Origin of the sequence: Caballeronia sp. GAFFF2, from assembly GCF_023631485.1 — a bacterium.
Lineage (GTDB): Bacteria > Pseudomonadota > Gammaproteobacteria > Burkholderiales > Burkholderiaceae > Caballeronia.
Genome location: NZ_JALQDA010000002.1, coordinates 1 through 13624 on the forward strand (window position 1 = coordinate 1; position 13624 = coordinate 13624).

7 protein-coding genes are annotated in these 13624 nt (G+C 60.1%); 1 reads left to right on the forward strand and 6 read right to left on the reverse strand.

What is annotated here, in order from left to right:
- The coding region (locus NCT04_RS00320) for a tetratricopeptide repeat protein (RefSeq protein ID WP_250462484.1) at positions 1–2666 on the reverse strand (2666 nt) is incomplete at its 3' end.
- Positions 2667–5333: 2667 nt separating this feature from the next.
- Between NCT04_RS00320 and NCT04_RS00325 the strand changes: the two genes are divergently transcribed.
- Positions 5334–5627: a hypothetical protein gene (locus NCT04_RS00325; RefSeq protein ID WP_250462486.1), complete on the forward strand. Its 294-nt coding sequence runs from the start codon at positions 5334–5336 to the stop codon at positions 5625–5627.
- Positions 5628–5784: 157 nt separating this feature from the next.
- Here NCT04_RS00325 and NCT04_RS00330 read toward each other — a convergent pair whose 3' ends face one another.
- The 5 genes from NCT04_RS00330 to NCT04_RS00350 form a co-directional block, all read right to left on the reverse strand.
- The gene (locus tag NCT04_RS00330; RefSeq protein ID WP_250462488.1) at positions 5785–6042 is read right to left on the reverse strand and encodes a hypothetical protein; all 258 of its coding nucleotides are present in this window, start codon (positions 6040–6042) and stop codon (positions 5785–5787) included.
- Between the two features lie 329 nt (positions 6043–6371).
- Positions 6372–7607 (reverse strand): porin, encoded by a 1236-nt coding sequence (locus NCT04_RS00335; RefSeq protein WP_250462490.1) that lies wholly within the window; start codon positions 7605–7607, stop codon positions 6372–6374.
- Positions 7608–7852: 245 nt separating this feature from the next.
- A complete protein-coding gene (locus NCT04_RS00340) occupies positions 7853–9061 on the reverse strand; it encodes an aminotransferase-like domain-containing protein (RefSeq protein WP_250462552.1) in 1209 nt (402 codons plus the stop codon).
- A gap of 24 nt (positions 9062–9085) precedes the next feature.
- Positions 9086–10585 (reverse strand): L-piperidine-6-carboxylate dehydrogenase, encoded by a 1500-nt coding sequence (gene amaB / locus NCT04_RS00345; protein ID WP_250462493.1) that lies wholly within the window; start codon positions 10583–10585, stop codon positions 9086–9088.
- Positions 10586–10669: 84 nt separating this feature from the next.
- Complete coding sequence (locus NCT04_RS00350) at positions 10670–13624, reverse strand: FAD-binding and (Fe-S)-binding domain-containing protein (protein ID WP_250462496.1); 2955 nt, start codon at positions 13622–13624, stop codon at positions 10670–10672.

A 13624-nucleotide genomic window follows, 5' to 3' on the forward strand; every position in this document is an offset into this window, starting at 1 on the left:
ACTATCGACAAATTCGATTGGCGCAAAGCAATATCTGGATGATCGAGTGGGAGTCTTTTCTGATCCGAAGCAAGAGCGGCACGTAACAAGTCACGGGCCTCCGAAAGCTCACCTAGATCCTTAAGCACCGTGGCGAGGTTGTTTTGACTTTTTGCCACTCTTGAATGGTCAAACCCGAATATCCTTTCCTCTGAAGCAAGCGCGACGCGCATTAAATCACGCGCCTCCCCGAGTTCACCTAGTTTCTTAAGGGCAGATGCAAGATTCATTTGACTTCTGGCGATGTTGTGGTTACCTGGTTCGTAGCACTTCTCAACCGACGAAACGACAAGACGCAAAAGATCACGCGCCTTTTCGAGCTCACCTAAGTCCAAATACACCGTTCCTAAATTCGTCCGAACAGCATTAAGCCGAGGATGCTCAGCTGGAAAGTGTTTTTCTTGCGCAGCCAGCGAAGCGCACAACAGGTCTCTTGCTTCCGGAAGTTGGCCGAGTCCCCTAAGTACTATCGACAAATTCGATTGGCGCAAAGCAATATCTGGATGATCGAGTGGGAGTCTTTTCTGATCCGAAGCAAGAGCGGCACGTAACAAGTCACGGGCCTCCGAAAGCTCGCCTAGATCTAGAAGCACCATGGCGAGATTGGATTGACGCAAAGCGATGACTGAGTCGTCTGGTGGAATTCGTTTTTGATCCGACGCAAGGGCGGCACGCAACAAATCACGGGCCTCCGAAAGCTCGCCCAGGTCAGAAAGTATAGCCGCCAGATTCGATTGATCAGCGACGATGCGGGGATCATCGGGTGGCAAGAGTCGTCTACTTGCATCCAGCACTGTGAGCATCAGCTTACGTGCTTCCTTCAATTCGCCCAACTCTTTGAGGACTATTGCAAGGCCAGATTGGCAGACAAAGATAGCTGGATGACTAGACGGGCACGAAATTTCAAGAAGAGACAACGCTTCTTGATAATAAAAGCGAGCCAGCATCAACTTCCCGACGTTTTCATAATGCTTAGCGATGTGGACTGCAAGCTCGATCATAACCGGGTCGGAGGCCGAACGATTCTTGAACACAACTTCTGCATGCGGAAGAACCGCCTCAAGCTCGGTTATGCTATGGAAGTCATTTTGATCATGTGATCGCTCCATTTCGCGGCACAAACTTTGTGTTGTGGCTTCTCTTAGGGCGTCTTCAATTGGACTACGAAGTCGAACAAACCCCATGATTAATCGGTGCGTGAACGGATTGCCATCAATGTCGAAATCGATCAACGACAGCCGGCGTAGTTCGGTTAGCCAATTTCGAAGTGGATCACGCAGCGGAGTTGTTTCGGGGATTGCCAGAGCGGCCCTCAAAACCCGATGCGGCAACCCGATTGGAGCCAGGACAGCCATTACCGTCAGAACGCGTTTTGCTGATTCCGAGATAAGCGCCCAACTAAACTCGAAGGTGTTGATCACACCTTTTTCATGCCCGGTTGGTAATTCATCACGATACTCCCCCGCAAACTCCTCCAAAAAAGAAACAATATCCCCATGCTTAAACTCATCCAGAACGACCTTCGGTGTGATATCCGGGCGCATATCGAGATAATCTCGAAGAAGCTCCAAGGCCAACGGCAATCCGCCTACCGCTTGAATAATACTGGCGCCCTCATTGTATCCATAACGTCGTTGACCTGAACTTAGAAGTTGAACGCCTTCTTCAGAGCTTAAAGCGCTCAGTTCAACCGTTGAGTAGCGAGTCAAGTCGGTCCTGCGTGTCGTGACCAAGACATGGATTCGCCCGGTTGGCGGTAGCCACGGTTGTAGAGGTTGACTCTCAGAAAAGTTATCAAGGATTACAAGAGAGGCAGTTGTGCAATTTAGCGCATGCCATAAAGCCTGGACTTGTTCACCGAGTGGCAGCGTTTCGTCCACTTCAATACCCAGGGCCTTAGTAATAACCGCAATCAGTCGCGACGGTCCCTGATCGGCCTCGATCCAAAATACCCCACCTGGATAGTCGGTAGAGAAGCGGTGAGCGTATTCAACTGCGAGTTGTGTTTTGCCCAGTCCGCCAGTACCGACCACGACTGCTATGCCTTGCTCTACAGTGTATTTGCCTAAAATTAGACAGTTGCGCAGTGTCCACAACGCTTTAACACGCCCTATAAATCGGTTACCAAGTGAGCGATATAACATGCGGGAGCGTGCCGGAAGATTGACTATCGGTGGTAACACCGAATGATCCGTGGGGGTAACCATGTTATCTCCCGGCGTCCCCCCCAGATCATGGCAAATCAATGGGTATTTTTTTTCGAATAGTACATCGGTACTAATATCGAGCGTCTGCACCTGTCGTAAAAAACGGGGGAAATTCCCATCTGTCCTACATTGAGTCAACATTAGTGGACGAACCTTGCGCTCGAGACCATTTGGATCGTTCGCCATCGAGGCGGTTCGTTCGATCTCAGCCCATTTAGACGTTAGGAAATTCGGGGAAAGTATCACCACCAAGTAGTCGCATTCGTCAATCCCCTTTTCTAATGCCCTCACCCAGTTAGCACCCCATTCGATTGACTCTTCGTCAAAAAAACAGGTCACGCCATCGCGAGTGAGACGTGTGTACAGCTCACGAACAAATGGTTTGTCTTCAGAGCTGTGGCTGAGGAAAACAGAGGGCATCGATATCTACCAGTCGCGGAATATTCTAGGGACGAGACGTCCGCAATTTATAACATCGGTGCATAAGGAAGTCGATTCGTTTCGTAATTTCGTTGCGAAAGCAAGTGACGCGCGTTGTAGCGAATGGGGTTCCTTTCCGTAGCACGCCATCGACCTATGCAAGGTGCAATTTCCGATCATCAGTTTCGGCTTTAGCCTGTCAGTCAGAAATGCTGCGGAGCGAGACGTGCGCCCGAGGATATCGTAGTCCTGATTGCCGGTCGGTTCACGCGGTGAAGCCATACCAGCGACATTTGTTGGCCAACCTGAGTCCAAAACCTACGGACAGGCGTCGCCGCCTTGCCCTCTGGCTCGCGGTACTCCGCCTACGATCCGACGAGTCGGCGATCGACTGTTGAGGTTCGGTTATTGCGCTAATCGTGTTCACACGGTTGCTAGTGAAAACGGCCCCTAACCTCTTGATCTTCGAAGGAAAACTGCCACATATGTTCGTCATGCAATGTGGCGTTCTTGCGACACGACGCGACGTCTTTGCTCGTCATTTGCGCCAATGTCCCCCGCCCGTACGCTGATTGCGGTAATACGTTCCAACGTCGAGCGCGTTCATTTCTACGTAAGCTATACCGCGCAGCAACCTATCCGCGTGCGTGACGGATCGCGGGAAAGCCGATATGCCTTAATTTCAACGCCCCGGAACCGACATCATGTACGGATGTTTTCAATTAATATGGGGTCCTTATTTAAAACCGAATTTCGTTAGTCCGGCGTAGATTACGCGTTGATTCGTAACTGAACTTTGACGCCTTGATGACCAGTTATAGGGCAGTTGGATTGTTGCCGGAATTAAAGGCGCTCCTGGACTTCGTGCTGAGTGCGATACACATCCACTTTGCAACGTTCTAAAGTCGGATCCATCATGGATAGCTTCGACGACCGAGTCGCTCAGACGGCGTAAAGTCGCCAGCTACTGCCCAGCGTGATTGGCCTCTTAGTTCTGCCATTCGCTTCGAAGCGGCTTCAATGGCCGCTTCATAGCGGTATAACCGTCACTTGAATCTCGCAATTGATGTTTGTTCGGATGACCGAAGATGGCCGGTCTGAGACAGTACCCCCCGCAAATTTGCTCGCCGCAAAGGCGCCATCGACAAAGCGCGCGTGAGAACTTAGCTATTGACATAGGATGGAAACAATCGATCGATGGCACGTGCCAATCGAGTTGCCAACCTTATTCTTTCCGCCGCCCAACACCTTCGAACGATCGGCAGGCGATATGCCGAGTTTCGTCAGCGTCGACGAGCGCTCCATAGACGTCGGCGGCGTCAGTTGTAGCTGACGCCAGACAAGGGCCGTCTCTTTCCAGCCATCAGGCGCGTAATGCGCTATAAGGATGTGCGCGCAACGATGGTGCACCGCGAGGCAGACTTAGGCTCGGTTGTCAATGCGCATGCACGGCGGCGCGAGAAGATGCGTTTGGCTGAATCACGAAAACCAAAACTAAGTGGCGAAGAAGTGGCGAAGTGTATCGCGCAAACCCGCGTTGTGACTGAGTTGGCGCATTCTTGTGGGTCATCCTCCAGAATTTCGCCGGTAAGACTAAGACCGGCACGGATCGTTGACAAGATAAGCGCATGCGCCCACATTCCAACGTTGACGCATCGCCGATTACGTGAGTTTTCCAATGCATCGCGCACGGATTGTCAAGTCGTACGATGAGACACTGGGACCCTAGGGGGAGGGGGTATCTCAGATCTGGAGACCTTTCGACGCGGACACCGAGCGTTCTCTCACGCGCAGAAAAAATCCCCTTTTAACAAGAAATGTTAAAGGCTTTAACATGGCCCTAATTACCTAGGATCCTTTATTGGCGGGGCTTTGAGCCGATTTTTACATGTTAAAGGGATGTTAAAGCGATGTTAAAGTGGTGTTAAAGATGTTAAGGTGGAGAGACGGTCTTACGAAGTGAGCGGCAACTGAACTTCTGATTTCATGGGTTTGAAAATTCGACGGCACGGCCCGTCCTACGCCGATTCGCCCACACTTTTTCACCCCTTCCCCCAAGACGTAGTCCAGACGTCCCTGCAGCACCTTGAACGCAGCGCGGGCCTCCTTGCACACTTTGCGCGAACTCTTGCAAATCAGCACGAAAGGCTTTATCTGCGGCGTGGCAGTAGTCGAGCTAACTTCTGCAGTCGGCACAACATCGCCTGTCCGCTCAAGCTGCGCAATGTCGCGGCGGCGCAGCGCGACATTGCGAAGTCAAAAAAGACACACGCTGGCAGGGCAGCCGGACCAACAAACGGCTGAATTTCCGCTGAAGCGGTCATGGAAACCACACGCACTCCTGGCTGCTCATCCGTCGACGCCGCCGATACCCGGATGATTGAGATACGCGCTGCGACATTGAGCGATGGAAGACGCGCGCCGGCCGACGATTAGACACGCGGAGAAGCTGTCATTGATGGTGATGAGTCGGCTAGTAGCCCGCGAATCACACCGACGACGGCGGTAATCGACATGCTGCCAATGCGCACGCCGACATGACCGCGCGCACCTTTCTTGCGCGACGACTCGACGTGACTCGCTGTCAATTACGACGTCCCAAGCGGCGGGCGTGTTTGCGGCGATTCCTTCCAGGGCGCCCCCGATCAATCCGCGTGGAGCCGCGGCGTGGGCGATCTACGGTTGCGTCAACTCGGCGCGCGAAACCAGCAAACGCTCGTATCTGATCTCACGGAACGGCTCGCCGAATATGACTTGCGCCGCCTCGACGGACGTCAGGTGCAGCCCTGGGACTTAGCCGCCACCGGCCGCGACGCCGGGATCAATGACGCGGCGGCGATAGTAACGTCGGCACTGCTGGAGCTGGCGTGTCTGCAGTCCAATGCGCAGGACCTCGTGAAGCGGCAGCGTCATGGCATCGCGATGCTGGAAGGGCTGTGCCGCGATAAGCTCACGGGGTAAGGCGAGTGGTGCAAGCGGGTTTGCGCGAGACTCGGCAGGTGAAACTGCGGCCGAATAAGAAAAGACCTCGTGCCGGGTCAGGCAACAACGTCATCAGCATGCGCGAATACGGCCGGTTTCACTTACACGATGCGTTCGCTTCAGTTCAACACAATATTCAGCGAAGACGCCGCTCCATCGAGCCTTGCTGCCGGACGTGTTCTTTCGCGCGTCTGATGGCTGCGTCGAAGGATAGTTCGGTCGCCACGTGGCGGTTGTCGACGCTGACGAACCACCGGTCGTCCGCCTGGCACCAGCGCACGCGGCGGTCTTGCATGAGCAGCGAGAACCAGCGCCAGAGTTCCGCGTCCTCGGCGTTCGCGCCGGCGGCCGCCATGGCGCGCTGGCCATGCAAGGATTGAGACTTCGGCAACATACGGTTTTCTCTAATTTGGATCGCACCAAGATTCAGTGCTTCGACGGCGCAAGCGGTCGGCAATGGAGCTCAGAACGGAGATGAACACGAACCGCAGCGTGGATAGACGCCGCCGTCTTCACGCACCACGATGCGCTTGCCCGTCGTGCGCGCGGGTGTCCATACAAACGGGAACGCCGCGATCACCGCGCCCGGGAGCGCCTGCTCGATGACGGCACGGCGGCTTTAGGGAAGAGGTCTGTCGTTACGCTGTTTATCGTCTTCCAATTTTTCCTCTCTGCATGATCAGGGCCCCCAGCACGCCCTCGGGCCGCACGGGCCATAAGGGATCAGAAACGATGACGCAGCGACAGCCGCAGCGCGAATTGGTGGTTGCTTGCCGAGGGCGTCTGTCCGTTGATGGCTGCTACGGCGGACTGGCCGTACGAATCGGTGCCGCTTGCGCGCTGGTACACGCCGATCGCATAGACATCGGTACGCTTCGACAGCAGGTAATCTGCGCCCACGCCGACCTGGTTGTAATGGGCCGCGACGCGATCGTTCGCGCCGCTAGAATGCACGTACTCGTATACCACGCCGCCGAGCAGCGAGGGCGTGGCCTGCAACGTGTAGTTCGCCTCGACTGTATCGAACTTGCCGGTGCCGCCATAGCCGAGCATGTTCGGACCGTCGCCGTCTTCAAGATGCTTGAACTGCACGTTGTTGTAGTTCAGCGCCACCGACGAAGTGCCGAACTTGTACGACGCGCCCGTCGCGATGACCTGATAGGTCTGCGCCGAGCTATAGCCGCCGAAGATCGGATTCGATTGCGCGGCCGTCGCCGAGCCGAACGAACCCATGTTGTTGCTGGTCGCGGCGGTGCCGGATGACGGATTGGTGCCGAAGAACGAATAGTTCGGATCGCGCGAGTTCAGGTAGGCCGCGCCGATCGACAACGGTCCGCGCGAGAAGCCGACGCCTAGCGAGTAGACCTGATTGCGTCCGGCGCTGCCCGCCACGCCGCCCAGGCTGTAGACGCCGCCGAACGAGAAGCCGCCGTAGTCCTTGCTGCGGAACTTGACCGAGTTGTTGACGCGCCGGGTGTTGCCCTGATTGTCGATGTCGCCCGGCTGGCTGGCCGGATAGCCGCCCCACATCGCGACGGTCGAGTACGGCTGCACGAAGTCCACCACCGAGTCGTACTGGCGGCCGGCGGTCGCTGTGCCGTAGGGCGTGGTCAGTCCGACGAACGCCTGCCTTCCAAATTCCGCGCCGCCCTGGCCGAGCGTGCCGCTCTGGATGTTGAAGCCGTTTTCCAGCGTGGCGATGGCCCCATATCCGCCGCCCAGATCTTCCTTCACGCGCATGCCCCAGCGGCTGCCGCTGATGCCGCCCGAGCCGCCGTCCTGCATGTTGAATTGCGACGCGCCCTTGAGCGCGCCGTTCGCGCGTCCGGTCTGCGCGTTGCTGGTGTAGTTGATGCCGACATCGATGACACCATAGAGCGTGACACTGCTTTGCGCGGCGCAGGGAACCGCGACGGCCAACGACGAGAGGGTCGCCCCTGCCAACAAGCTTCTTTTCATTATGTATGTCTATCCGGTTGCTTTTCGATGATCGCGGGGAACGAGAATGAAGCGAGAGGTGAGTGTCGTGTTTCTCGTTGGTCCCGCGCGCTAAGCCGGCCGGCTGACCGGGCTGGAAGCGACTATCCGGAAACGCGAAACCAGCGTCAAACTACGAATAATCACTAAGTCTTGTGGTTTCTTCATCCTGAGGCGCGGACGAACGAAGGCGCCGGGGCATCCTGTCCCGGCGCCTTCGTTTACCACTAACGCTGGCTTTCGCCCAGCAGCGCCTCGCGCGCACGCGCAAGCCGCGCCGCCGCTTCGCCTATCTCCCCTATATCCGGCGCAGCGAACGAAAGACGGAATGCGGCGGCATCGGTTTGATCGGCATAGAAGGCCTTGCCCGGCACGAACAGCACCTTCTGCTCGATCGCATGCTTCAGCAGTTCCGATGAATCCGTCCCGTCCATGCGCGCCCAGACAAACATGCCGCCTTCCGGCCGCTGGAATTGCAGCGCGCCCGCGAGCTGCACATCGAGTGCATCGCACAAGGCCTCGCACTTACGCCGATACTGCTCCGCGATGCCCGGCAGGTGTTCCCTCAGCGCGCCCTGTGCGAGATACGTGGCGGCAATCGCCTGCATCCACGGCGCGCTGCACAGATCGGCAGTCTGCTTGGCGACGGTGCAGCGCCGCACGATGTCCGCGGGCGCGACGGTCCAGCCAATCCGAATCCCCGGCGCCACCACCTTCGACAGACTGCCGAAGTACACGACGCGCTCACGTCCGCCGTCGATGTCCTGCGCCACCTTCAGCAGCGAAGGCAAGGCCTCGCCGGCAAAACGCAGGTCAGCATAAGGTTCGTCTTCAACGATAATGAAGCCGTGCTTCACCGCCAATTCAACAAGTGCCTTGCGACGTTCGAGCGACAACGTCGCGCCTGTCGGATTGGCGAACGTCGGTACGGTGTAGAGCAGCTTCGGACGTCCCGCTTCGCCGCTCTCCAGCATCGCCGCGAGCCGCGCGACATCCAGCCCTTGCGCATCCACCGGCACCGTGACGATGCGCGCCTGCTGCATCTTCAGGGCCTGCAAGGTGGCGGGATACGCGGGCTGCTCGGTGAGCACGGCATCGCCGGGTGAGACCAGCACGCGCAGCAGCAGATCGAAGCCTTGTTGCGAGCCGGTCGTCACCATCAGTTGGTCCGCAGGCACCGTCACGCCGCGTTGCTGCATGAGCTGCGCGAGCGCGTCCTTGAGTTCCGGCAGGCCGTCGGTGGGACCATATTGCAGGCAGCGCGCGGGATGCGTCCACGCCTGTGCGGCGGCGCGCTGCAAGCCGTCGGTATCGAACAGATCGCTCGCCGGATAACCGCCCGCGAGCGAGATCATTCCCGGCTCGCCGAGATACTTGAACAACTCGCGGATCGGCGAGCCGCCGGGGTTCCGGAATGGCTCAGTAAAGTCGACCATCATGATGGCTCCAGAACGCGCGGCTTACTCGATCGAAAAGTCGATGCCCTGGGCCAGCGGCAACGCGGACGAATAGTTGACCGTATTGGTGGCACGGCGCATGTAGCCCTTCCATGCGTCGGAACCGGACTCGCGGCCGCCGCCGGTTTCCTTCTCGCCGCCGAACGCGCCGCCGATCTCCGCGCCGCTCGGCCCGATGTTCACGTTGGCAATGCCGCAATCGCTGCCCGAATCCGAGAGGAAACGCTCGGCCTCGCGCAGATCGGTCGTGAACACGCACGACGAAAGACCATGCGACGCCGCATTGTTCGCTTCGATCGCCTCGCTGAATTCGCGGTACTTCATCACGTAGAGAATCGGCGCGAAGGTTTCCTTCAGCATCACCGCGGTCTGCGACGGCATCTCGACGATGGCCGGACGCACGTAGTAACCGTTCTCGCGGCCCGCCACGACATGACGCTCGCCGCCCGTCACCGTGCCGCCTTCGTCCTTCGCCTGTGCAAGCGCGGCCTGCATGCGCTCGAACGATTGCGCGTCGATCAGCGGGCCCATCAGCGTGCCGGCCATGAGCGGATCGCCGATGGCGACCTTGCTGTAAAGCGTCTTCAGACGCGCGACGGTCTGCTCATACACGCTTTCGTGCACGAACAGGCGGCGCAGCGTCGTGCAGCGCTGGCCCGCTGTGCCGACCGCCGAGAACAGGATCCCGCGCAGCGCGAGTTCGCTGTCAGCGGTGCCGGTCACGATGCCCGCGTTGTTGCCGCCGAGTTCGAGGATCGAGCGGCCGAAGCGCTTCGCCACTTCGATGCCAACCGTGCGGCCCATCTCCGTGCTGCCCGTCGCGCTGACGACCGACGAGCGCGGGTCCGCGACGAGTTGCGCACCGATCTCGCGGCCGCCGTTGATGACGCAGGTGAGGCCCTTGGGTGCATCGCCGAATTCTGCGAGCGCGTCTTCGAGAATGCGGTCCACGGCAAGCGCCGTCAGCGGCGTCTTCTCCGACGGCTTCCAGATCACGGCATTGCCGCACACGAGCGCGAGCGCCGCGTTCCACGACCACACGGCCGCCGGGAAGTTGAACGCCGAGATCACGGTGCAGACGCCGAGCGGATGCCACGATTCCGCCATGCGATGGCCGGGACGCTCCGACGCGATGGTCAGGCCGTACAGCTGCCGCGAGAGACCGACCGCGAAGTCGCAGATGTCGATCATTTCCTGCACTTCGCCCATGCCTTCCTGAAGAATCTTGCCGGTCTCCAGGGTGATGATGCGTCCGAGCGCTTCCTTCTTCTCGCGCAGCTTGTTGCCGAGCAGGCGCACGAGTTCGCCGCGGCGCGGCGCGGGCACGTTGCGCCAGGCTTCGCTGGCGGTCTTCGCGGCGGCGAGCGCGGCATCGGCTTGCGCTTGCGTGTGGCTCTTCACATGGCCGACAACGGCGCCGTCGATCGGCGAGCGCACGACGATATCGCCTTCTTCGGCCAGACGCGCGATGCCCAGATCGGAAAGAATGGTGGAAGCTTTCAAGGATGGATCTCCAGTGGAACTGGCCCGATTGTGCGAGTGCGCGCAACCGGGCTCAAGCGAGTTAATTGCAGGACTTGATGCGCTTCACGCATCAAGCGAAGTGAGTCCGCGCTGTGGCGCGGGCTTGCGCGTGCCGTGTTGCAGCGCGCGTTGCAGCAGTTGCGCGACATGCAGCGTGTGCCGTTGCGCGCCGTGCGCGATCTGCTCGCGGCAACTGAAGCCGTTGGTGACGATCAGCGTGTCCTGCTGCGCCGCGCGCACGAGCGGCAACAGCTTGTCTTCGCCGATCTTCATCGAAAGCTCGTAATGGTCCGCGTTGAAGCCGAACGAACCGGCCATGCCGCAGCAGCCGGTATCGAGCAGCTTCCAGCGCACGCCGAGTCGACCGAGCAGCGCGGTTTCCTTCTTCATGCCGAACAGCGCCTTCTGGTGACAATGACCGTGCAGCAGCACGTCGGCGTCGAGTGTCGGCCAGTCGAAGTCGGCATCGGCGACGAAGTCCGAGAACATGAAGGTCTGGCGCGCCAGTTGATGCGCGAGCGGATCATCGGGAAGCTGCTTGACCAGTTCGTCACGGAACACCGACAGGCAGCCCGGCTCCAGACCGACCAGCGGCGTGCCCGCGCGGATCTCGTCGGCGAAGGTGTCGAGCACTTCGCGCAGCATCGCGCGCGCTTCGTCGAGCAAGCCGTAGTCGTACAGCGGACGGCCGCAGCACAGACGCTTCTTCGGCAGCACGACCTCATAGCCCAGCGCGGCCAGCACGTCGCTTGCGGCGTGCGCCACATCCGGCGTGAAGTGGTCGTTGAAGGTATCGACCCAGAAGAGCACCTTGCGCGTCGGCTTCGCGGCATTGCGATGCCCCTGCGCCGCCGCCGTCGCACGGAAGGTGCGCGGCGCGAACACCGGCAACGCGCGATCCTTCGCCACGCCGGCGATCCATTTGCTCACCGGCGCAAGCGGCCGGAACGAAGTCGCGAGATTGGCGAGCCACGGCGCGCGCGCGGCAAACGGCGCCCACTGCCCGATGCGCCCCATGAACCACGCCTGACGCGGACGCCGCCTGCGGGCATAGTGATGCGACAGGAATTCGGCCTTGTACGAGGCCATGTCGGTATGCGTCGGACAGTCGCTGCGGCAGCCCTTGCACGCAAGACACGTGTCCAGCGCTTCCTTGACTTCGACGCTGTCCCAGCCGTCCTCGATGACGTCGCCCTGCAGCATCTCCCACAGCAGATGCGCACGACCGCGCGTCGACTGGCGTTCCTCGCGGCTGCCGCGAAAGCTCGGGCACATCGTGCCGCCATCGAGCGAGCGGCACTTGCCCATGCCGATGCACCGCTCCACCGCGCGCTGCATGCCGTCGCCTTCGGGACTGCGGAAGGTGAGCTTCGTCTGCAACTGCACGGGCTTGTACGCGGGGCCCATGCGCAGGTTCTCGTCGGCGCGATAGGCGTTCACCACCTTGCCCGGATTGAGGCGCTGCGCCGGGTCCCAGATGGCCTTGAACTGCTCCATCGCCAAGATGATCTCGAGGCTGTACATGATCGGCAGGAACTCGGCCTTGGCCTGGCCGTCGCCATGTTCGCCCGACAGCGAGCCGCCAAATTCCACGACCAGTTCCGCCGCCTCGCGCAGGAAGCGCCGCCACACCAGCACGCCTTCCGCGCTGCGCAGATCGAAGGTTATGCGCGCATGCACGCAGCCATCGCCGAAATGGCCGTACAGGCAGGTCTCGTAGCCATGGCGGTCCACGAGCGCCTGGAAGCGCCGCAGATAATCGCCTAGGCGCAACGGATCCACGGCCGCATCCTCCCAGCCGGTGATCGGGTCCGGCTTCGACGGATCCACTGACAACGCCACCGCCGACGCACCCGTTTCGCGAATCGACCAGATCAGCGCCTGCTTCGCTCTCTCTTCGACGACAAAGCCCGTGACGCCCTCGCCGCCCGCGCCCGACAGGAAAAACGCGCGCGCTTCTTCGGCCTGCGCACGGGCCTCGGCGAGGGTATCGGCGCCGAATTCGAGTACGACCCACGCGTCGCCTTCCGGCAGTAGCGCGATTTCGTCAGCCTTGAGGCCACGCGCCTGCAGGCCGCGAATGATGCCGCGATCCAGTCCTTCGATAGCAATGGGACCAAAGCGCTCGAAATGCGCGACGCCGTCCGCCGCGACGAAGATATCCGCGAAGCCGAGCACGAGGATCACGCGGCTCGCCGGACTGTGGACGAGGCGCACCTTTGCGCGCAGCGTCACCGCACACGTGCCTTCCGTGCCCACCAGCGCCCGCGCTACGTTGAAGCCGTTCTCCGGCAGCAGTTGATCGAGATTGAAGCCGGACACGCGGCGGCGGATCTGCGGAAACTCGCGACGGATCGCGTCGGCGTAGCGGTCGCGTAGATCGCGCAACTGCCGATAGATTTCGCCCTGCCGCCCGCCATCCGCAATGATGCGTTGGAGTTCTTCGGGCGACGTCGGGCCGGTCCAGAAGCGCGCGCCGTCATACGTGAGCACTTCCAGCGCCTCGACGTTCTCGGCGGTCTTGCCCGCCATCACCGAATGCGCGCCGCACGAGTTGTTGGCGATCATGCCACCGAGCGTGCAGCGGCTGTGCGTCGCCGGGTCCGGACCGAATGTGAGGCCATGCGCGCCCGCCGCATCGCGCAGCGTGTCGCAGATCACGCCCGGCTCGACAATCGCCGTGCGCGCCTCGGAATCGATCGACACGACCCGGTTCACATACTTGCTCGCGTCGGCCACGACCGCGACATTCACGCACTGCCCGTTCTGCGACGTGCCGCCTCCACGCGTCAGGAATGGCACGTCATGTTGACCGCACAGTTCGAGCGCGCGCGCGAGGTCATCGACATCGCGCGGCACCACGACGCCCAGCGGCACCTGTCGGTAATTGGACGCATCCGACGCATAGAGTGCCTTAGCGCCGGCATCGAAGCGCACTTCGCCGCGCAACGCGGCCGCGAGGTCGCGTTGCAGCGACTGCAACTGAGCGGCATCCGCCGCATACGGCTGCGCGCTCAC